Annotated in this window: 16 protein-coding genes; 6 read left to right on the plus strand and 10 right to left on the minus strand. The window is 66.1% G+C overall.

Features of this window, described 5'->3' with window-relative positions; translation table 11 throughout:
* Window positions 1-28 precede the first annotated feature (28 nt).
* The 3 genes from B0920_RS10540 (at window position 29) to B0920_RS10550 (ending at window position 3,303) form a co-directional block, all read left to right on the plus strand.
* Entirely contained in the window at window positions 29-1,408 is a 1,380-nt protein-coding gene (locus tag B0920_RS10540) for a cystathionine beta-synthase (RefSeq protein ID WP_078032452.1), read from the plus strand.
* Window positions 1,405-2,577 carry a PLP-dependent aspartate aminotransferase family protein gene (locus B0920_RS10545; RefSeq protein WP_078032453.1) on the plus strand — a complete coding sequence of 391 codons (1,173 nt, stop codon included), beginning with the start codon at window positions 1,405-1,407 and terminating at the stop codon, window positions 2,575-2,577. The genes B0920_RS10540 and B0920_RS10545 overlap by 4 nt, the downstream gene beginning before the upstream one ends.
* Window positions 2,578-2,724: 147 nt before the next feature.
* Window positions 2,725-3,303, plus strand: a complete 579-nt coding sequence (locus tag B0920_RS10550) for a DUF2939 domain-containing protein (protein WP_179119137.1) — start codon at window positions 2,725-2,727, stop codon at window positions 3,301-3,303.
* 11 nt (window positions 3,304-3,314) lie between these two features.
* Here the strand turns inward: B0920_RS10550 and B0920_RS10555 are convergent, their stop codons facing one another.
* From B0920_RS10555 to clpS, 4 genes are all read right to left on the minus strand, one after another.
* Window positions 3,315-4,892 carry a methyl-accepting chemotaxis protein gene (locus B0920_RS10555; protein ID WP_078032455.1) on the minus strand — a complete coding sequence of 526 codons (1,578 nt, stop codon included), beginning with the start codon at window positions 4,890-4,892 and terminating at the stop codon, window positions 3,315-3,317.
* A gap of 126 nt (window positions 4,893-5,018) precedes the next feature.
* A complete protein-coding gene (locus B0920_RS10560; RefSeq protein ID WP_078033375.1) occupies window positions 5,019-8,390 on the minus strand; it encodes a S41 family peptidase in 3,372 nt (1,123 codons plus the stop codon).
* 347 nt (window positions 8,391-8,737) lie between these two features.
* A complete protein-coding gene (clpA, locus tag B0920_RS10565) occupies window positions 8,738-11,038 on the minus strand; it encodes an ATP-dependent Clp protease ATP-binding subunit ClpA (RefSeq protein WP_078032456.1) in 2,301 nt (766 codons plus the stop codon).
* Window positions 11,035-11,337, minus strand: coding sequence for an ATP-dependent Clp protease adapter ClpS (gene clpS / locus B0920_RS10570; protein ID WP_027864722.1), 303 nt, complete (start codon window positions 11,335-11,337; stop codon window positions 11,035-11,037). Before clpS ends, clpA begins: the two co-directional genes overlap by 4 nt.
* Window positions 11,338-11,658: 321 nt before the next feature.
* Between clpS and B0920_RS10575 the strand changes: the two genes are divergently transcribed.
* Window positions 11,659-11,862 carry a cold-shock protein gene (locus tag B0920_RS10575; RefSeq protein ID WP_078032457.1) on the plus strand — a complete coding sequence of 68 codons (204 nt, stop codon included), beginning with the start codon at window positions 11,659-11,661 and terminating at the stop codon, window positions 11,860-11,862.
* A 66-nt stretch (window positions 11,863-11,928) separates the two neighbouring features.
* On the opposite strand, the gene B0920_RS10580 is transcribed toward B0920_RS10575, so the two are convergent.
* Together B0920_RS10580 and icd are read right to left on the minus strand one after the other, a co-directional pair.
* On the minus strand, window positions 11,929-12,192 hold the full coding sequence (locus tag B0920_RS10580; RefSeq protein ID WP_143745699.1) for a hypothetical protein: 264 nt from the start codon (window positions 12,190-12,192) through the stop codon (window positions 11,929-11,931).
* A gap of 81 nt (window positions 12,193-12,273) precedes the next feature.
* The gene (gene icd, locus B0920_RS10585; protein WP_078032459.1) at window positions 12,274-13,527 is read right to left on the minus strand and encodes an NADP-dependent isocitrate dehydrogenase; all 1,254 of its coding nucleotides are present in this window, start codon (window positions 13,525-13,527) and stop codon (window positions 12,274-12,276) included.
* 202 nt (window positions 13,528-13,729) lie between these two features.
* On the opposite strand from icd, the gene B0920_RS10590 reads away from it, so the two are divergent.
* The gene (locus tag B0920_RS10590) at window positions 13,730-14,287 is read left to right on the plus strand and encodes a pseudouridine synthase (protein WP_078032460.1); all 558 of its coding nucleotides are present in this window, start codon (window positions 13,730-13,732) and stop codon (window positions 14,285-14,287) included.
* A 380-nt stretch (window positions 14,288-14,667) separates the two neighbouring features.
* Here the strand turns inward: B0920_RS10590 and B0920_RS10595 are convergent, their stop codons facing one another.
* Together B0920_RS10595 and rpsT are read right to left on the minus strand one after the other, a co-directional pair.
* Window positions 14,668-16,899, minus strand: a complete 2,232-nt coding sequence (locus B0920_RS10595; RefSeq protein ID WP_078032461.1) for an NADP-dependent isocitrate dehydrogenase — start codon at window positions 16,897-16,899, stop codon at window positions 14,668-14,670.
* Between the two features lie 269 nt (window positions 16,900-17,168).
* A complete protein-coding gene (rpsT, locus tag B0920_RS10600; RefSeq protein WP_078032462.1) occupies window positions 17,169-17,435 on the minus strand; it encodes a 30S ribosomal protein S20 in 267 nt (88 codons plus the stop codon).
* 209 nt (window positions 17,436-17,644) lie between these two features.
* Between rpsT and murJ the strand changes: the two genes are divergently transcribed.
* Window positions 17,645-19,195: a murein biosynthesis integral membrane protein MurJ gene (gene murJ, locus B0920_RS10605; RefSeq protein WP_078032463.1), complete on the plus strand. Its 1,551-nt coding sequence runs from the start codon at window positions 17,645-17,647 to the stop codon at window positions 19,193-19,195.
* Window positions 19,196-19,198: 3 nt separating this feature from the next.
* Here murJ and B0920_RS10610 read toward each other — a convergent pair whose 3' ends face one another.
* Both B0920_RS10610 and B0920_RS10615 read right to left on the minus strand, forming a co-directional pair.
* A complete protein-coding gene (locus B0920_RS10610; RefSeq protein WP_229455346.1) occupies window positions 19,199-19,969 on the minus strand; it encodes a type II secretion system protein in 771 nt (256 codons plus the stop codon).
* Window positions 19,970-20,356 carry a type II secretion system protein gene (locus B0920_RS10615; protein ID WP_229455350.1) on the minus strand — a complete coding sequence of 129 codons (387 nt, stop codon included), beginning with the start codon at window positions 20,354-20,356 and terminating at the stop codon, window positions 19,970-19,972.
* Window positions 20,357-20,360: the final 4 nt, after the last annotated feature.

Here is a 20,360-nt window from a genome sequence, read left to right on the forward strand (position 1 = left end):
CCTCCCGGTCCGGTTCATTGGAGGCGATATGCAAGTTGCACGGCAAGCTGCACTGTTTTCCCTGATCGGCGACACACCGCTCGTGGAGGTCACCCGGATCGACACCGGTCCCTGCCAGCTCTTCCTCAAGCTCGAATCCCAGAACCCCGGCGGTTCGATCAAGGACCGGATCGGCCGGGCCATGATCGAGCAGGCCGAGCACGACGGCCACCTGCAGCCGGGCGGCACCGTGGTCGAGGCGACCGCCGGCAACACCGGCCTGGGCCTGGCCCTGGTGGCGCGCATCAAGGGCTACCGGGTGGTGCTCGTGGTCCCGGACAAAATGGCGGCGGAAAAGATCCTGCACCTGAAGGCGCTCGGCGCCGAGATCCACCTGACCCGCTCCGACGTCGGCAAGGGCCACCCGGAGTACTACCAGGACTACGCGGCCCGCCTGGCCAGGGAAATCCCCGGCGCCTGGTTCGCCGACCAGTTCAACAATCCGGCCAACCCGCGCGCCCACGAAACCACCACCGGCCCCGAGATCTGGGACCAGACCAACCACAAGCTCGACGCCGTCGTGGTGGGGGTCGGCTCCTCCGGCACCCTGACCGGGCTGTCGCGCTACTTCAAGAAGGTCCAGCCCCACCTCGAATTCATCCTGGCCGACCCCAAGGGTTCGATCCTGGCCGACTACGTCAACACCGGGCACCTGGCCAAGGAAGCCGGTTCCTGGGCGGTGGAAGGCATCGGCGAAGACTTCATCCCGAGCATCGCCGACCTGTCGCGCGTGAGCAAGGCCTACACCATTCCGGACGAGGAAAGCTTCAACACCGCGCGCCTGCTGCTGCAGCAGGAAGGCCTGCTGGGCGGCTCCTCCACCGGCACCCTGCTGGCCGCCGCGCTGCGCTACTGCCGCGAGCAGACCCGCCCCAAGCGCGTGGTCACCTTCGTCTGCGACACCGGCACCCGCTACCTCACCAAGGTGTACAGCGACGGCTGGATGGTCGACCAGGGCCTGATCTCGCGGCCCAAGCTGGGCGACCTGCGCGACCTGATCGGGCGCCGCTACGACGCCGGCGAGATCACCACCGCCCTGCCCACCGACACCCTGCTCACCGCCTTCAATCGCATGCGCTCGGGCGACCTGCAGCAACTGCCGGTGATCGACAACGAAGGCCGGCTGGTGGGCCTGATCGACGAATCCGACCTGCTGCACCACGTGACCACCGAACCTGGCAAATTCGGCGCGCCGGTGTCGAGCACCATGACTTCGCAGCTCCAGACCCTGCACCCGGCGGCCAGCATGCAGCAGCTGCGCGAGGTGCTCGACCGCGGCCTGACCGCGGTGATCGCCGACGGCCCCACCTTCTACGGCCTGATCACCCGCTACGACCTGCTCAACCACCTGCGAAGGACCCTATCGTGACCGATACCAAGAAACACATCGCCACCCGCGTCATCCACGGCGGGCAGGCGCCGGAACCGGCGACCGGCGCCGTGATGCCGCCGATCTTCGCCACTTCCACCTTCCGCCAGGAGAGCCCGGGCGTGCACAAGGGCCTGGACTACGGCCGCTCGCACAACCCGACCCGCTGGGCGCTGGAGCGCTGCGTGGCCGACATCGAGGGCGGCAGCGCCGCCTTCGCCTTCGCGTCCGGCCTGGCCGCGATCTCGGCGGTTCTGGAACTGCTGCCGGCCGGCTCGCACATCGTGGCCGGCGACGACATGTACGGCGGCACCTTCCGCCTGTTCGAGCGCGTGCGCCGCAAGAGCGCGGGGCACGAGTTCAGCTACGTCGACCTGAGCGATCCCGACGCCCTGGCGGCGGCGCTGCGCCCGGAGACGAAGCTGGTGTGGGTCGAGACCCCGACCAACCCCATGCTCAAGCTGGCCGACCTGCGCGCCATCGCCGCGCTGTGCAGGGAGCGCGGCATCCTGAGCGCCTGCGACAACACCTTCGCCAGCCCGATCGTGCAGCGCCCGCTGGAATGCGGTGTCGACATCGTGGTGCACTCGACCACCAAGTACATGAACGGCCACTCCGACGTGATCGGCGGCGTGGCGGTGGTCGGGGCCGAGGCGCGCCACGCGGAACTGGCCGAGCAGCTGGGCTTCATCCAGAACGCCGTGGGCGCGATCCAGGGCCCCTTCGACAGCTTCCTGGTGCTGCGCGGAATCAAGACCCTGGCCCTGCGGGTGGAGCGCAGCAGCGCCAACGCCCTGGCCCTGGCCCAGTGGCTGGAGCGCGAGCCCAAGGTGCGCAAGGTGCACTATCCGGGCCTGGAGTCGCACCCCCAGCATGCGCTGGCGCGGCGCCAGATGAACGGCTACGGCGGGATCGTGTCGATCGACCTGGACACCGACCTGGCCGGCGCGCGCCGCTTCCTCGAGCGCTGCGAGGTGTTCACCCTGGCCGAGAGCCTGGGCGGGGTGGAGAGCCTGATCGAGCATCCGGCCCTGATGACCCATGCCAGCATCCCGGCCGAACGGCGCGCCGAACTGGGGATCGGCGATGGCCTGATCCGGCTGTCGGTCGGGATCGAGCATCTGGAAGACCAGCGCGAAGACTTGCGCAGGGCGCTGGCTGCCATCTGAGGTGTCTGGGCCGGCCGGCGCGGGCTCGCGCCGGCCTCCGCCGCCCTACCCTGTTTCTTGTCGCAATGCAAAGTTTCCGCTGCTACAATGTCGATCTGGACGCCGGGGCGATTTCCCGGCCACGGCTCTTCACCCACATCGACTAGCATGCGACACAAGATCCTTCTCTCGCTCGGCGCCGCGGCCCTCATCGGCGTCGGCGCTTATTGGTACTGGTCCCCGTATCTGGCCCTGCATTCCCTGCGCGAAGCGGTGCGCCAGAACGATCCGGACGCCTTCAACGCCCACATCGACTACCCGAAACTGCGGGAGAGCATGAAGGGCCAGTTGTCTTCCCTCATGACCCGTCAACTTGGCGCGGCCTCCGGCGGCGGCGACGCCATGGAGAGCGCCGGCGCGAGCCTGGGCAGCATGCTGGGACTGGCCATGGTCGACAAGCTGATGGACGCCATGGTGACGCCGGAAGCCGTCATGCATGCGATGCAGAATGGCGGTCTCCGGCTTGGCGACAATGGCCCGAAGGCGAAGACCGCGACGGGCAAGGATGGCGCCGCCCAGGACGGGGACAACGCCTGGCACAGCGAGCGCAAGAATGCCGACCTGCTGATCGTGTACGCCGGCGAGAACGACAAACCGGCGCGCGAGAAGACCGGCTTCGTGATGGCGCGCGAAGGCTTCGCGCAGTGGAAGCTGACCGAAGTGCGCTTCCCCGCTCCGGGCAACTAGCCGGCCGGCTCTCAGGCCGCTTCCAGCGCGCGGCGCCCGTTCGCGCCGCGCAGCTTGAAAGTCCCCACCAGCGCCGACAATTCGGCGGCCTGCTGCCGCATCGAGGCCGCCGCCGCCGCGGCCTCCTCCACCATCGCCGCGTTCTGCTGGGTCGACAGATCCATCTCGGCGATCGCCCTGGTCACCTGTTCCACCCCGCTGGCCTGGCCGGTGCTGGCTTCGTGGATGGTCCCGAGGATCGCCGCCACCTGGTGCACGTGCTCCAGCACCGCGCGCATGGTCGCCCCGGCCTGCTCGGCCATCCCGGTGCCGGCCTCGATCTCGCCGGCCGATTCCCCGATCAGCTTCTTGATCTCCTTAGCCGCGCCGGCGCTGTGCTGGGCGAGGTTGCGCACCTCGGCCGCCACCACCGCGAAGCCGCGCCCTTCGCTGCCGGCGCGCGCCGCTTCCACCGCCGCGTTCAGGGCCAGGATATTGGTCTGGAAGGCGATGCTGTCGATCATGCCGGTGATGTCCACGATGCGCTCGGCCGAGGCCTTGATCGCGCCCATGCGCGCCACCAGTTGCTCGACCGCCTGCGCGCCCTCGATCGCCACGCCGGAGGCGGACTGGGCCAGGGTATTGGCCTGGCGCGCGCTGGCGTTGTTGCGGGAGATGGCCTCGTTCAGTTCTTCCATCGCGCCCACCGTCTGGCGCAGCGCCGTGGCCTGGCGCTCGGTGCGTTGCGACAGGTCCTGGTTGCCGTCCGCGATCTCGCTGGACGCCGAGTCGATCGCCTGCGCGCCCTGCAGCACCTGCGACACCGTCGAGGACACGCCCTGGGTCATGCCGTTGAGGGCGTCGAACAGGCGGCCGATCTCGTCGCCGCGCGCATGCCGGATCACCGGCCGCAGGTCGCCCCTGGCCACCTGCTCGGCCAGGCCGGCCGCCTGCTGCAGCGGGCCGACGATGTTGCGGGTCAGGACAAAGGCCAGCGCGCCGCCGACCGCCAGCGCGCCCAGGCACAAGACCGCCAGCAGCGATTTGCTGAAGGCCGAGGCGGTGGCCGACTCGTCGGCCAGGCGGTGCGCCTCCCCGCTCTCGTGCCGCAGCAGCGCTTCGAGCGCCGCCACCTGGGCCTTGTAGCCCTGCTCCCAGCGTCCGCTCACGAGCTGCTCGACCACCTGGGTCTGGCCAAATTCCTTGGCCTTGAACAGCTCGGCCTGGGTCGCGGCCAGCGCCGCCTTGTGCTTGGCGGCCGCCTGCAGCAGCGCGCGCTCCTGCTCGGTGGCGGGCAGCTTGCCCAGCTTCGCCTCGATGGCGGCAGCGGCCTTGCCGCCCTCCGCCAGCTGGGCCTGGAAGTAGTCGGCCAGCTCCAGGCTGTCGCTGCGCGCGATGGAGACGGTGCGCGAGCCGTTCAGGCGCTCGATGCCGAGCAGGTCGGAAACCAGCTGCTGCTTGGCCAGCTTGTCGTCGACCAGGTCGGAAGTGAGACGGTCGGCCGCCTCCATCCGCCACAAGGCCACGGCCGAGATCAGGATGATGACGAGGGCGACGATGCCGAAGGAAGCGAGGATCTTGGTGCCGGTGTTGAGCTGTGCGAGGCGCATGGCAAGTACATGAAAAGAAACAGTACTTGCAGTTTAGAAATCAAATATGACACCCATATGAACAAGCGTGTCATTTTTGTCGCCAGAATGTAAAGCCCGCGCCGGCAGCGGCGCGGGCGTGGACGCTCAGCGCTTGAGGGCCGGGATGGCCGCCGGTTTCCACGGCTTCACCGGCTGCTCCTTGAGCTTTTTCTCGAGCAGCTCGAGCGCCGTTTCGAGCTGGCGATCGCGGCCCTGGAAGGTCTCGTGCGGCAAGTTGTCGACCTCGACGTCGGGCGTGACGCCCACGCCTTCGATCAGCCATTCGCCGTCGCTCGAGAACTGGCCGAACTCCGCCACCCGCGCCATGCCGTTGTCCGACAGGCCGTTGCCGTCGCTGAGCCAGACCCCGGCGCCGGCGGTGCGCTTGCCGACCACCGGGCCGAGCTTGAGGGCCTTGACGCCGGCGGCGAAGGTTTCGCCGTCGGAATAGGTCAGCTCGTCCGCCAGCACCACCAGGTGGCCGCGGAAGCTGTTCTGCATGTTCGACTGCGGCTGGCTGCCGTTCGAGGCCCAGAAGGCCCAGGAGCGGCGCAGCAGCTTCTCGATGATCCAGCTGTCGATGTTGCCGCCGTTGTTGCGGCGCACGTCGATGATCAGGCCTTCCTTGTTGATGTTGGCGTAGAAGTCGCGCGCGAAGGCGTTGATGTCGCGCGCCACCATGGCGCGCAGGTGCAGGTAGCCGATCCTGCCCTTGCTGGCGGTGTCGACCTGCTGGGCCCTGCCCTGCTCCCAGTCGGCGTAGCGCAGGCTGGCATGGCGCGCCATCGGCACCGGCGTCACGATCACCTGGCGCGGCTTGCCGCCCGGGCTCTTCACCTGCAACAGCACCTGCTTGTCGGCCTGGTCCAGCAGCAGGTCGGCGATGTCGCGCGCCTCCACCAGCGACTTGCCGTTGACAGCCAGGATCACGTCGCCCTCCTTCACGTTCACGTCGGGCAGCGCGAGCGGGCCGGCCTCCGAGGGCAGTTCGGGCTCGCTGCGGTAGACGCGGTCGACGCGGTAGCCCTCGGTGGTGCGGCTGAGGACCGCGCCCAGGCTGGACGGGGTGCCTTCGGCCGCCGCGCGGCGCACGTCGCCGGGGCGGATCTGCGAATGCAGCGCGCCGACCTCGCCCACCATCATGCCCAGCACGTCGTCCAGCTCGGCGCGGTCGGTGACGCGCTCGACCAGCGGCGCATAGCGCGCGCGCACGGCGTTCCAGTCCACGCCGCGCATGCGGGCGTCGTACAGGAAGTCGCGGTGCATGCGCCAGGCGTCGTTGAACATCTGCTTCCATTCCATGCGCGGATCGGTGCTGATCGCCCAGTCGTCGATCTTGACCCTGGCCTTGCTCAGGTCGGCCGGCGCCTTGGCGCCGGCGGCCACGATCAGCATCTCGCCAGGCGCGCCGCGCGTGAAGGTCCGGTAGAACACGTGCTTGCGGTCGGCGCTCAGGCCGAACTCGCGCACGTTGGCCGCGAAGGTTTCGGGTTGCGGCGCGCTGCGCGCGATCTCCAGGGTCTTGAGCACGCCCTTCTGGCCGTCGTCGGAATCGAGCAGGTAGAGGCGCTTGTCGTCCAGCGCCAGGGCGCGGTAGTTGCCGGGGGCGACCGGCACCTCGTACAGGCGCTCGCGCAGGCCGGCGTAGACGATGGCGGGCGTCGGCGCCTTGGGCTTGTCGGCTTCCTTGGCGTCCTTGGCGGCATTGACCGCGTTGGCGGCGGCTGCAGCGGCCACGGCGGCGGTCCTGTCGGCGGCGGTCTCGTCCGCGCCCGGGGTCTTGACGGCGGCCCTGGCGGCGGCTTCGACCGACTTCTCTTCCGGCTTGGTCAGCTCGTCCTCGGGCTTGAAGGGGAAGCGCGTGCCCGGCTGCAGGGCCAGCGCATAAACGCCGACGCGCTTGTCGAACACCGGCCCCATGTTGCGGTCGCCCCAGGGCGAGGCATTGCCGAGGTTGAAGTGGCGCGCCGACAGGAAGTACAGCCACTTGCCGTCCGGAGAGAAGGCCGGCGAATTGGCCTCGTAGCGGTCGGTGGTCACGAAGCTCATCTGCTTCGTCCCCAGGTTATAGAGGCCGATCTGGTTGCGCTGCTCGCTGCTGCCGACCCGCACCAGGGCCAGGTTGCGGCTGTCGGGCGACCACACCACCTGTTCCAGGCGGTCGATGCCGACCTGGCCGGCGTCGTCGATCACCGTGTTCGCTTTGCTGGCGAGGTCGAGCAGCCAGGTGCGGCCCTTCTTGTCGGTGTGGGCCAGCCACTTGCCGTCCGGCGAGGGATACAGGTTCCAGCGGTGGGCGGCGCCATCCTGGGTCAGGCGTTCGCCGTGGCCGGAGCCGTCGGCGGCATAGCGCCAGATCTCGTTTTCGCCGCTGGTGTCGACGATGGCGTAGACCCATTTGTCGTCGTGGCTGAAGACCGCGCCGCGGGCGCGCGCGCCCAGCGGCACCGCGATCTCGACGCGGCGATAGCTGCCGGTGCCGGCGATGGTGACGCGGCCGCGCGCGGTGAGCACGATGCGCTCGGCCTTGTTGGCGACCTCGATGTTGGTGAGCGCGTCGAGCGGCGACTTCACGCGGCGCACGCGCTGCTGGTCGAAGTCCGAGACCAGGCTGGCCTTGAGCAGGCTGTCGCTGCCGCTGGCCAGGTCCAGCACGCGCAGGTCGGCGCCGAGCTGGTAGACGATGCGGCCGTCGCCCAGCGAGGCGGTGCGCACGTCCCATTCCTTGTGCTGGGTGTGGACGCGGCGGTCGCTGCCGTCCGGGAGCGAGGACCAGATGTTGTCGGCCCCTCCGGCGTCGCTGATGAAGTAGATTCGTCCCGCGTGCCACATGGCGCGCCGGTTGTTGGCGTTGTCGCCCTTGAACAGCGGGCTGGCCTCGGCCTGCGCGCCCAGGTCGAAGCGCCACAGCTGGGCGTGGGCGCCGCCGCGGTAGGACTTGACGTTATCGTTGGTCATCGACAGGCCCATGCGCGTGAAGTAGACCGTGCGCCCCGCGTCGTCCAGCGTCGCGTCGTTGGCGTCGGCCAGCGGCAGCACGCGGCGCTTCATCGTGGCCGGATCGAGGGCGGCGACCACGCGGTGCTTGGCCGGGCCGACCGAGTTTTCGGTGCTGACCAGCACCTCGCCCTGGGCGGTCCAGCCGAGCACGGTGACGCCGCCGTTCTCGAATGTGATGCGCTTGGGCAGGCCGCCTTCGAGGGGCATCACATAGGCTTCCTGCGCGCCCTCGTAGGAAGCGGCGAAGGCGACCAGCTTGCCGTCATGGGAGATGGCGGCGTGGGTCTCGGCCGACGGGTGGGTGGTCAGGCGGGTGGCCTTGCCGCCCTGGATCGTGGTGCGCCACAGGTCGCCCTCGGCGGTGAAGACCACGGTGTCGCCGCGGACGGCCGGGAAGCGGAAATAAGGATCGGCGGCGAGGGCCTGGCTGCCGGCGAAGGCGAGCGAGAGCGCGAGGATGGTGCGGGTGAGGGTCATGGTCACTGCGGCAGGGGTCACTGAAGAGCATGAGTTTGCCACAGGGGAAAGAGGTGTTGGCGTGCATACAGGCAAAAAAAGGCCTGCGTTGTTGTGCTTGTGGTGCGCGGAGTTCTGGTTCAAGGCTGCGTCAGTGGTGCGCAACCAAACTTGGGTTCCGGCCTTCGCCGGAACGACGGTTTCTCGGCTGACCACTACGCTAATTTTTACCTTCAGCGTGAATACGTCGTTCCGGCGAAGGCCGGAACCCAAGTTTGCGAAACGACAACCTTCGCCTGAATCGCCCACGAACCCAAGGGACAAAAAAAAACCGCGCCGTAGCGCGGTTTTATTGAGCCTGCCGAGAATTACTCGATCTCGACCGTCTCCGCCGGTGCCGGCGGCGGCAGCACGTCCCCTTCCGGGAACTCGAGCACCACGTCGTCCTTCTCGTTCAGGTCCACGGTCACGCGTCCGCCGTTGACCAGGCGGCCGAACAGCAGCTCGTCGGCCAGGGCCTTGCGGATCATGTCCTGGATCAGGCGCGACATCGGACGGGCGCCCATGAGCGGGTCGAAGCCCTTCTTGCCGAGGAACTTGCGCAGCTTCTCGGTGAACACCGCTTCCACCTTCTTCTCGTGCAGCTGCTCTTCCAGCTGCATCAGGAACTTGTCCACGACGCGCAGGATGATTTCCTCGTCCAGCGCACGGAAGCTGATGATCGCGTCCAGGCGGTTGCGGAACTCCGGCGTGAACATGCGCTTGATGTCCGCCATCTCGTCGCCCTGGGCGCGCGCGTCCAGGAAGCCCACGGTGCGCTTGGTCAGGCTCTCGGCGCCCGCATTGGTGGTCATGATGATGATCACGTTGCGGAAGTCGGCCTTGCGTCCGTTGTTGTCGGTCAGCGTGCCGTGGTCCATCACCTGCAGCAGGATGTTGAAAATGTCCGGGTGGGCTTTTTCAATCTCGTCCAGCAGCAGCACCGCGTGCGGCTTCTTGGTGATGGCCTCGGTCAGCAGGCCGCCCTGGTCGAAGCCGACGTAGCCCGGCGGCGCGCCGATCAGGCGCGACACGGCGTGACGCTCCATGTACTCCGACATGTCGAAGCGCACCAGCTCGATGCCCAGGATGAAGGCCAGCTGCTTGGCAACCTCGGTCTTGCCGACACCGGTCGGACCCGAGAACAGGAAGGAGCCGATCGGCTTGTCCGTCTTGCCCAGGCCGGCACGCGCCATCTTGATCGCCGAGGCCAGCGCTTCGATCGCCGGATCCTGGCCGAACACCACGTTGCGCAGGTCGCGGTCGATGGTCTGCAGCTTGCTGCGGTCGTCCTGGTTGACCGTCTGCGGGGGAATCCGCGCGATCTTGGCGATGATGTCCTCGATCTCGGTCTTGCCGATGGTTTTCTTCTGCTTCGACTTCGGCAGGATGCGCTGCGCTGCGCCCGCCTCGTCGATCACGTCGATCGCCTTGTCCGGCAGATGACGGTCGTTGATGAAGCGCGCCGCCAGCTCGGCCGCGGTCGACAGCGCCGAGGCGGAATACTTGACGCCATGGTGCTCTTCGAAACGCGACTTCAGGCCGCGCAGGATCGCCACGGTCTGCTCGACCGAGGGCTCGTTCACGTCCACCTTCTGGAAGCGGCGGCTCAGGGCATGGTCCTTCTCGAACACGCCGCGGAATTCCGTGAACGTGGTCGCGCCGATGCACTTGAGCTGGCCGTTGGCCAGGGCCGGCTTGAGCAGGTTCGAGGCGTCGAGCGTGCCGCCCGATGCCGAACCGGCGCCGATGATCGTGTGGATCTCGTCGATGAACAGGATGCCGTTCGGGGTGTCCTTGATCTGCTTGAGCACGGCCTTCAGGCGCTGCTCGAAATCGCCGCGGTACTTGGTGCCGGCCAGCAGCGCGCCCATGTCGAGCGAGTACACGACCGCGTTCTGCAGGATCTCGGGCACGTCTTCCTGGACGATGCGCCATGCCAGGCCTTCGGCGATGGCGGTCTTGCCGACGCCGGCCTCGCCCACCAGCAAGGGATTGTTCTTGCGGCGGCGGCACAGGATCTGGATCACGCGGTCGACTTCTTCCTCGCGGCCGATCAGCGGATCGATCTTGCCGTCGGCAGCCGCCTTGTTCAGGTTCTGGGTGAACTGGTCGAGCGGGCTTTCCTTGGTCTGGCCTTCGACCTGCGCCTCTTCCACGCCTTCGGACGCCTTCTGGGTGTCCATCTGCTGGTCCTTGCGCACGCCGTGCGAGATGAAGTTCACCACGTCCAGGCGGGTCACGCCCTGCTGGTGCAGGTAGTACACCGCGTGGGAGTCCTTCTCGCCGAAGATCGCCACCAGCACGTTGGCGCCGGTGACTTCTTTCTTGCCGTTGGAAGCCGACTGCACGTGCATGATCGCACGCTGGATCACGCGCTGGAAGCCGAGCGTCGGCTGGGTGTCGACCTCGCCCGTGCCAGGCACGGTCGGAGTGTTGTCACCGATAAAATTAGTCAGGGTCTTGCGCAAGTCTTCGATGTTGACAGCGCACGCACGCAGGACTTCGGCGGCCGAGGGATTGTCGAGGAGCGCCAGCAGCAGATGCTCCACGGTAATAAACTCGTGCCGTGCCTGCCGTGCTTCGACAAAGGCCATGTGTAGGGATACTTCAAGTTCCTGCGCAATCATACTTCCTCCATCACGCATTGCAGGGGGTGCCCCGCCTTGCGCGCATGCGTTAAGACAAACTCCACTTTGGTACACGCTATATCTTTGGAAAACACGCCGCACACCCCTTTACCATGGCGATGCACTGAAAGCATGATCTGGGTCGCCGTTTCGCGATCCTTGTTGAAGTACTCCTGAATAATGGCGACCACAAACTCCATCGGGGTGTAGTCGTCATTCAGCAGCGCCACCTGATAGAGTGGCGGCGGTTTGACTGTCTGCCGCTCCAGCAGCTGTTCGGTATCGTGCTTCGTTGCCATGGGGTTATTCTAATGCTTTCGGGGTTGGTGCCAAGCGTAAAAATCAGCTCGCTTTCATGTGCTTTCATCTTACAAGTTTTCCGCTGATTGCGCAGATGGCGATCCAATTGTAGAAATCAAGTGCACCCGTTGTGGCCGTAGTGAAAAATTTAACAAGAGACACGCAAAACCGCTTGACTTCAGTGATTATTCCACCAACAATGCAGACATTGACATTGTACTTATGTACTTGTTGATAAGAAGTGAGCAGGCTGAGGAGGGGGCAAGAAGCTTCTTGCTTTTATGGCTCGTGTGATTTGTTTTTAATTGAAAGTTTCTTTTATGGCAACTGGTACTGTTAAGTGGTTCAATGATTCCAAAGGTTTTGGCTTCATCACTCCTGATGACGGCGGCGAGGATCTGTTCGCGCACTTCTCCGCAATCAATATGACCGGTTTTAAGACCCTCAAAGAAGGTCAGAAAGTCCAATTCGAAGTCACGCAAGGCCCGAAAGGCAAGCAAGCTTCCAACATCCAGGGCGTGTAATACCTCTCCCCCGGAAGCAAGAGACCCCGCGACAGCGGGGTTTTTTTTTGCCCTCGGCGCGCGCTGTCAGTGCCGCGCGTATTCGCGCAGCGCCGCGAAACGGTGCAGGTCCGCCAGCAGGCAGGCCAGGCGCTCCTCGCTCACCGAACCGGCGCGCCCCAGCAACTCGTCCCGCTCCCAGTCGGCCAGCACCGCATGGAAGCGGCGCGCCAGGTCGGCGCCCTGCTCTTCCAGGCCCGGCGGCAGCGCAGCCGGCCCGTCGAGCAGCCAGTCATGGCAGAACCCCTCGATGAAGCTGTCGATCCGTGCCGCATCCACTAAGCGCTCCATGCCAGCCCCCACATATGAGAAAGCCCCGGTTCGGAGGAGCCGGGGCTTTCATCATAACCGCTTCAGGAAACGAAGGGCGCGTCACATGTTCTCGATCATGACCTCGCCGAAACCGGAGCAGGACACCTGGGTCGCGCCCTCCATCAAACGGGCGAAGTCGTAGGTGACCTTCTTGGACAGGATCGCCTTTTCCATCGAGCTGATGATCAGGTCGGCGGCCTCGGTCCAGCCCATGTGGCGCAGCATCATCTCGGCCGACAGGATCAGCGAGCCCGGATTCACGTAGTCCTTGCCCGCGTACTTGGGCGCGGTGCCATGGGTGGCCTCGAACATGGCCACCGAGTCCGACATGTTGGCACCCGGCGCGATGCCGATGCCGCCGACCTGGGCCGCCAGTGCGTCCGAGATGTAGTCGCCGTTCAGGTTCAGGGTGGCGATCACGCTGTACTCGGCCGGGCGCAGCAGGATCTGCTGGAGGAAGGCGTCGGCGATCGAATCCTTGACCACGATGTCGCGCCCGGTCTTGGGGTTCTTGAACTTGCACCACGGGCCGCCATCGATCAGCTCGGCGCCGAACTCGCGCTGGGCCAGGGCATAGCCCCAGTCACGGAAGCCCCCTTCGGTGTACTTCATGATATTGCCCTTGTGGACCAGGGTCACCGAAGGCTTATCGTTGTCGATCGCGTACTGGATCGCCTTGCGCACCAGGCGCTCGGTGCCTTCGCGCGAGACCGGCTTGACGCCGATGCCCGAGCTCTCGGGGAAGCGGATCTTGTTGACGCCCATTTCCTTGATCAGGAAGTCGATCACCTTGCGCGCGCCGTCCGAGCCCGCGGCCCATTCGATGCCGGCGTAAATGTCCTCGGAGTTCTCGCGGAAGATGACCATGTCGGTCTTTTCCGGTTCCTTCAGCGGCGAAGGCACGCCCTTGAAGTAGCGCACCGGGCGCAGGCAGACGTAGAGGTCGAGCTCCTGGCGGAGGGCCACGTTGAGCGAACGGATGCCACCGCCCACCGGGGTGGTCAGCGGGCCCTTGATCGAGACCACGTAATCCTTGAGCACTTCCAGGGTCTCGCCGGGCAGCCAGACGTCCGGGCCGTAGACCCTGGTCGCCTTCTCGCCGGCGTAGATTTCCATCCAGCTGATCTTGCGCTGGCCGCCATAGGCCTTGGCCACGGCCGCGTCGACCACCTTGATCATCACCGGGGTGATGTCGACGCCGGTGCCGTCGCCTTCGATATAGGGGATGATCGGGGTCGCGGGAACGCCGAGCGTGTAATCGGCCTTGACGGTGATCTTCTGGCCGTCCGCCGGAACGGTGATATGTTGGTACATCGTGTTCTCCCAGGTGGTCGCATGCGGCTGCGCGGAAGGACGGCGGCAGGCGCGGTCAGCGATCTATTACAATGGCGATGGCAGCTGCTAGTCTTGTATAAGACATGAATGTGTCGTCTTGCATTATGCACCAGTATTTTGCCAGGCGCCACGCTGCGCGTTTCCGCCCCGGCGGCCACTGATTCTGTTCCTGTTAACTTCGATGCCTTTAATCCTGTTCAATAAACCCTTCCAGGTCCTTTGCCAGTTCTCGCCGCAGGAGGGGCGCGAATCGCTCGCCGACTATCTCAAGATTCCCGGCATCTACCCTGCCGGGCGGCTGGACGCGGACAGCGAGGGTTTGATGCTGCTGACCGACGACGGCAAGCTGCAGCACAAGATCGCGCATCCGGACCACAAGGAGGCGAAGACCTACCTGGTGCAGGTGGACGGTGTGGCGGACGCGGCCGCGCTGACGCGCCTGCAGGCGCCGCTCGACCTGGGGGACTTCGTGACCAAGCCCTGCCGCGCGGTGCGGATCGCCGAGCCGCAATGGCTGTGGCCGCGCAACCCGCCGATCCGGGCGCGGGCGGACAAGCCGACCAGCTGGATCGCGATCACGCTGGAAGAAGGGAAAAACCGGCAGGTGCGCAGGATGACGGCGGCGGTGGGCTTGCCGACCTTGCGGCTGGTGCGCAGCAGTATCGGGCCGTTTTCGCTGGCGACGCATCCCTTGATGCCGGGGGAGTTCATGGAGGTGGCGGCTTCGTTGCTGCGCTGACCGCGTTCGGCCTGCGGGCTACGGACAAGCCTTCGGCCTGCAGGCAAACTTGGGTTCCGGCCTTCGCCGGAACGACGTGCAAAGGGCGGCGGTTGGTGCAAGCGTAGTGGCCTGCGCCAAAAACTTGGGTCCCCGCCTTCGCGGGAACGACGTGCGAAGGGCGGCGGTTGAAGCAAACGTAGTGGCCGCCCCAAAAACCTGGGTTCCCGCCTTCGCGGGAACGACGTGCGAAGGGCGGCGGTTGATGCAAACGTAGTGGCCTGCCCCAAGACCGTCGTTCCCGCGAAGGCGGGAACCCAAGTTTCTCAGCCCACCACGAACGCAAAAAAAAACCGCCGGCCCAAAAGCCGGCGGTTTTCAACGAGGCCTACGCGAAGCGCTTACGCCAGCGACTCCAGCGCCGCATTGAAGGTCGCGCTCGGGCGCATCACCGCCTTGACCTTCGCATCTTCCGGCTTGTAGTAGCCGCCGATGTCGACCGCCTTGCCCTGCACTTCCAGCAGCTCGGCGACGATCTTCTGCTCGTTCTCAGCCAGGCTCTTGGCCAGCGGCGCGAAGGTGGCCGCCAGTTCGGCGTCCTCGCTCTGCGCGGCCAGTTCCTGCGCCCAGTACAGCGACAGGTAGAACTGGCTGCCGCGGTTGTCGAGCTCACCGGTCTTCGGCGACGGCGACTTGCGGTTGTCCAGCAGCTTGCCGGTGGCCGCGTCCAGGGTCTTGGCCAGCACCTTGGCCTTGTTGTTGCCGGTCTTGATGCCCAGGTCTTCCAGCGACACCGCCAGCGCCAGGAATTCGCCCAGCGAATCCCAGCGCAGGTGGTTCTCTTCGACCAGTTGCTGCACGTGCTTCGGCGCCGAACCGCCCGCGCCGGTTTCGTACATGCCGCCGCCCGCCATCAGCGGAACGATCGACAGCATCTTGGCGCTGGTGCCCAGTTCCAGGATCGGGAACAGGTCGGTCAGGTAGTCGCGCAGGATGTTGCCGGTCACCGAGATGGTGTCCAGGCCGCGCGCCACGCGCTCCAGGGTGTAGCGCATCGCGCGCACCTGCGACATGATCTGGATGTCGAGGCCCGTGGTGTCGTGATCCTTCAGGTAGGTCTTGACCTTCTTGATCAGCTCATTCTCGTGCGGACGGTACGGGTCCAGCCAGAACACGGCCGGCATGCCCGAGTTGCGCGCGCGGGTGACCGCCAGCTTGACCCAGTCGCGGATCGGGGCGTCCTTCACCTGGCACATGCGCCAGATGTCGCCCTGCTCGACGTTCTGGCTCATCAGCACTTCGCCGGTGGCGAGGTCGGTGATGTTGGCCACGCCGTCTTCCGGGATCTCGAAGGTCTTGTCGTGCGAACCGTATTCCTCGGCCTGCTGGGCCATCAGGCCCACGTTCGGCACCGTGCCCATGGTGCGCGGATCGAAGGCGCCATGCCATTTGCAGAAGTTGATGATCTCCTGGTAGATGCGGGCGAAGGTCGATTCCGGAATCACGGCCTTGACTTCCTTCAGGCGGCCGTCGGCGCCGTACATCTTGCCGCCGGCGCGGATCATGGCCGGCATCGAAGCGTCGACGATCACGTCGTTCGGCGAGTGGAAGTTGGTGATGCCCTTGGCCGAGTCGACCATGGCCAGCGCCGGACGGTGTTCCTGGCAGGCGTGGATGTCACGGATGATCTCGTCGCGCTGCGAATCCGGCAGGGCCGCGATCTTGTTGTACAGGTCGGCCATGCCGTTGTTCACGTTCACGCCCAGGCTGTCGAACAGCGCGCCGTGCTTCTCGAAGGCTTCCTTGTAGAAGGTGCGCACGCAGTGGCCGAAGACGATCGGGTGCGAGACCTTCATCATGGTCGCCTTGACGTGCAGCGAGAACATCACGCCGGTGTCCTTGGCGTCCTGGATCTGCTTCTCGTAGAAGGCCAGCAGGGCCTTGCGGCTCATGAACATCGAATCGATGATCTCGCCGTCCTGCAGGGCGACCTTCGGCTTGAGCACGATGGTCGAGCCGCTCTTGGTGACCAGCTCCATCTTGACTTCGCGCGCGCGGTCCAGGGTCATCGACTTCTCGCCATGGTAGAAGTCGCCGTGGGTCATGTGCGACACGTGGGTGCGCGAGGCCTGCGACCATTCGCCCATCGAGTGCGGGTTCTTGCGTGCGTATTCCTTGACTGCCTTGGGCGCGCGGCGGTCCGAGTTACCTTCGCGCAGGACCGGGTTCACGGCCGAACCGATGCACTTGGCGTACTTGGCCTTGATGGCCTTCTCTTCCTCGGTCTTGGGATCGGCCGGGTAGTCCGGCAGGTCGTAGCCCTTGCCCTGCAGTTCCTTGATCGCGGCGACCAGCTGGCCGACCGAGGCCGAGATGTTCGGCAGCTTGATGATGTTGGCGTCCGGCTCGAGGGTCTTCTTGCCCAGCTCGGCCAGTGCGTCCGGCACGCGCTGCGCTTCCGTCAGGCGTTCCGGGAAGGCGGCCAGGATGCGGGCGGCGACCGAGATGTCGCTCTGCTCGACCTTGATGCCGGCCGGCTTGGTGAAGGTGCTGACCACGGGCAGGAAGGCATGGGTCGCCAGCAGGGGCGCTTCGTCGGTCAGGGTGTAGATGATGGTCGGATCACTGCTCATTCGCTTTTTCCTCGAGTTGCGCGCCGGATGTGCGCGACGTGTCAAACGGTTGGTCGCTCAAGTCTTCTATAAGACATAAGACGGGCGTTTCACATTATGCACCAGTATTTTACTGGGCGCCACGGTTTTAAGACATCTGCCTTCGGCTACGGTCCAAGCTCGACAGCCGATGCGCCAAGCAAAAAAACCCGCCAGGACCGAGGGTCGGGCGGGTCTTTCTCTGCACAGAACCATGCCGGCGCGGCCGAGGCCGCGCGCACGCGGACTAATTAGGCCGACAGTGCCTTGATGGCGGCAGCCAGGCGGCTCTTGTGGCGCGCTGCCTTGTTCTTGTGGATGATCTTCTTGTCAGCGATGCTGTCGATGGTCGACACGGACTGCTGGAAGATGGTGGTTGCAGCGGCCTTGTCGCCAGCCAGGATGGCCTTGCGGACTGCCTTGATTGCGGTGCGCAGGGTCGAACGCTGTGCCGAGTTGTGCGCGTTTTGCTTAACTGCTTGACGAGCGCGTTTGCGCGCTTGTGCGGTATTTGCCATGGAATTTCCTAAATCGGGGTCAAGTTGCGTTTGCAAACATTAGCGAGTGAAACCGGCTCTTCTTGTGCCTGCCCAACGATTAGTGTCTGCCAACAGAATTCAGTACAGCCCACGATTATAGCGAAGCTTGCCGGTCAAGGCAATTCATTATTCAATTAATGTCTCGGCAAGAGCGTGCGCGAGGTGTTGCCCAAGTATAATCCCGGCCCATGAACCTGCTCCGTACCCTCGCTGCCATTTCCAGCATGACCATGGTGTCGCGCGTCACCGGCCTGCTGCGCGACAGCCTGTTCGCGGCCGCCTTCGGCACCTCGAACTATACCGACGCCTTCAACATCGCCTTCCGCCTGCCCAACCTGCTGCGGCGCCTGTTCGCCGAAGGGGCCTTCTCCCAGGCCTTCGTGCCCATACTCACCGAATACAAGACCCGCCACGGCGAGCAAGCGACTAAGACCCTGGTCGACCACGTGGCCACGGTGCTGATCTGGGCCACCATGCTGGTGAGCATCGCCGGCATCGTCGCCGCGCCTGTCCTGATCCTCCTGATCGGCGGCGGCCTCCAGCGCGAGCCCGGCGCCTTCGACGCGGCGGTGATCATGACCCAGATGATGTTCCCCTACATCACCTGCATGGCCTTCGTGGCCCTGGCCAGCGGGGTGCTCAACACCTGGCGCCAGTTCAAGATTCCGGCCTTCACCCCGGTGCTGCTGAACCTGTCCTTCATCTTCAGCGCCCTGGTGCTGGCCGATTACTTCGAGCAGCCGATCTATGCGATGGCGGTCGGCGTCTGCGTCGGCGGCCTGGCCCAGGTGGCGATCCAGCTGCCTTCGCTGGCCAAGCTGGGCATGCTGCCGCGCATCTCGCTCAACCCGCTGACCGGCCTGCGCGACGGCGGCGTGCGGCGCATGCTGAGCAAGATGGGGCCGGCCGTGTTCGCGGTCTCGGCGGCCCAGATCAGCCTCCTGATCAACACCACCATCGCGGCCGGCCTGGCCGCCGGCGCGGTCACCGCCCTGCAGTACGCCGACCGCCTGATGGAGCTGCCCACCGCCCTGCTGGGCGTGGCCCTGGGCACCATCCTGCTGCCCGGCCTGGCCAAGGCCAACACCGAAGGCGACAGCACCGAATATTCCTCCCTGCTGGACTGGGGCCTGCGCCTGACCTTCCTGCTGGCCCTGCCCGCGGCGGTGGGCATGGCGACCCTGGCCGAGCCCATGATCGCTACCCTGTTCCACTACGGCGCCTTCACCGCCGAGGACGTCGGCGCCTCCTCGCTGCCGCTGACTGCCTACGCCGCCGGCCTGCTCGGCTTCATCCTGGTCAAGACCCTGGCCCCGGCCTTCTATGCGCGCCAGGAAGTGCGCACCCCGGTGAAGATCGCGGTCGGGGTGCTGGTCGTGACCCAGCTCCTGAACCTGGTCTTCGTGCCGATGCTGGGCGTGGCCGGGCTGGCCCTGTCGATCGGCGTGGGCGCCTGCGTCAACGCCAGCTTCCTGTATCGCGGCCTGCGCAAGAGCGGGATCTACCAGCCGCAGCGCGGCTGGCTGGGCTTCTTCCTCAAGCTGCTGGCGGCGGTGGCGGTGATGGGCGCGGTGGCCTGGTTCAGCCAGGCGCAGTTCGACTGGATCGCGCTGCGCGCCACGCCGCTGCTGCGCGCGGCACTCCTGGCCGGCATCATCGCGGCCTGCGGCCTGGCTTATTTCGCGGTGCTGCTGGCCCTGGGCTTCCGGCCGCGCGACTTCAAGCGCCGCGCCAAGTAAGCCTCAGCGGCCGGACTCCTGGGCCTGGCCGGGCGGCTCGCGCGGCGGCTCGCGCGGCGGCTCACGGGGCGATTCGCGGGGCGCCTCTTCCTCCCTGGGCGGCTCGTCCTCGTCCTTCTCTTCCTCCTGGGCCGGCGCTTCCGGCGCGGCGGCGGGCTCCTGGGCTTCCGGTCGCGGCAGGCTCGGCGCTTCGAAGGCCGCCTGGGGCGCGGCCGGCGCCACCGCCTGCCCTTGCGCTTCCTGGGCCGGCGGCGCCATGCCGGTGTCCGGCTGCTGGGGCGCGCCCGGCCTTGCCGGCGCGCCGGTGTCGCCACCCTCCGCCATGAACTTCCATTCCGAGAGGTGTTCGCGGTTCTCGAAATTGCGGAAGCGGCTGTCGAAGTTGGCGAGCTTGAGCGGCGCCGCCTGCGACAGGCTGTGCACGCCGATGATGCGCCCGCCCTCGCCCTGGGTCACCAGGCCCCACTCGGCCTTGCCCGTGACCGGGTCGACAAAGATCTTGCGCAGATGCCGCAGCGGGCTGGGAAAGCGGGAGTCGCGCAGCAGTTCCTCCAGGCTCCTGGGCTGGGGCGGCTGGCCGCGCGGGGTCGCGTCGGCGTAGCTCTTGAGGGCGGCGCTGAACTGGGCGCCGATCTCCAGGAGCTCATACTCCGCCTGGGCGCGCTGCAGCAGCGCGCCCACCTTGAGCGTGGCCGCGCCGACCAGGCCGATGATGAACACGAAGATGATCAGGCCCAGATAGGTGAAGCCGGCCTGGCGCGCGCGCGGTCTCACTCACCACTCCGCGTAGGGCCTGCCCTTGCGGTCGTTGCCGGGCGCGCCGCTGCGCAGGTTGCCGACCATGCCCTGCTCCCCTTCCGGCGGCGGCTCGACGATCCAGCCTTCGCGGCTTTCCAGCACCGGGTCCATGGGCAGTTCGGTCAGGTAGCGTTTTTCCACCAGCTGTTCGAGCGAATCCGGGTAGCGCCCGTTGTCGGAACGGTACTGGTCGATCACGGCGCGCGTGCTGCGCAGGTTGTCGGCCAGGATGGTCTCCTTGGTGCTGTCGATGCTGGGGAAGAAGCGCGGCGCGGCGAGGGTCAGCAGCAGGGCCACGATGCCCAGCACCACCAGGAGTTCGATCAGGGTGAAGGCGCCCTGGCGCCGGCGGGATTGCGGCATGGGG

It is taken from the genome of Massilia sp. KIM, assembly GCF_002007115.1.
In the GTDB taxonomy this organism is placed as follows: Bacteria; Pseudomonadota; Gammaproteobacteria; order Burkholderiales; family Burkholderiaceae_D; genus Telluria.

Coding starts and splice junctions, on each gene's coding strand:
- B0920_RS10590 (WP_078032460.1), top strand. CDS start 13,730: ATGCCTTTAATCCTGTTCAATAAACCCTTCCAGGTCCTTTGCCAGTTC.
- clpA (WP_078032456.1), bottom strand. CDS start 11,038: ATGATTGCGCAGGAACTTGAAGTATCCCTACACATGGCCTTTGTCGAA.
- B0920_RS10580 (WP_143745699.1), bottom strand. CDS start 12,192: ATGGAGCGCTTAGTGGATGCGGCACGGATCGACAGCTTCATCGAGGGG.
- B0920_RS10555 (WP_078032455.1), bottom strand. CDS start 4,892: ATGCGCCTCGCACAGCTCAACACCGGCACCAAGATCCTCGCTTCCTTC.
- B0920_RS10615 (WP_229455350.1), bottom strand. CDS start 20,356: ATGCCGCAATCCCGCCGGCGCCAGGGCGCCTTCACCCTGATCGAACTC.
- B0920_RS10575 (WP_078032457.1), top strand. CDS start 11,659: ATGGCAACTGGTACTGTTAAGTGGTTCAATGATTCCAAAGGTTTTGGC.
- clpS (WP_027864722.1), bottom strand. CDS start 11,337: ATGGCAACGAAGCACGATACCGAACAGCTGCTGGAGCGGCAGACAGTC.
- icd (WP_078032459.1), bottom strand. CDS start 13,527: ATGTACCAACATATCACCGTTCCGGCGGACGGCCAGAAGATCACCGTC.
- rpsT (WP_078032462.1), bottom strand. CDS start 17,435: ATGGCAAATACCGCACAAGCGCGCAAACGCGCTCGTCAAGCAGTTAAG.
- B0920_RS10560 (WP_078033375.1), bottom strand. CDS start 8,390: ATGACCCTCACCCGCACCATCCTCGCGCTCTCGCTCGCCTTCGCCGGC.
- B0920_RS10595 (WP_078032461.1), bottom strand. CDS start 16,899: ATGAGCAGTGATCCGACCATCATCTACACCCTGACCGACGAAGCGCCC.
- murJ (WP_078032463.1), top strand. CDS start 17,645: ATGAACCTGCTCCGTACCCTCGCTGCCATTTCCAGCATGACCATGGTG.
- B0920_RS10540 (WP_078032452.1), top strand. CDS start 29: ATGCAAGTTGCACGGCAAGCTGCACTGTTTTCCCTGATCGGCGACACA.
- B0920_RS10550 (WP_179119137.1), top strand. CDS start 2,725: ATGCGACACAAGATCCTTCTCTCGCTCGGCGCCGCGGCCCTCATCGGC.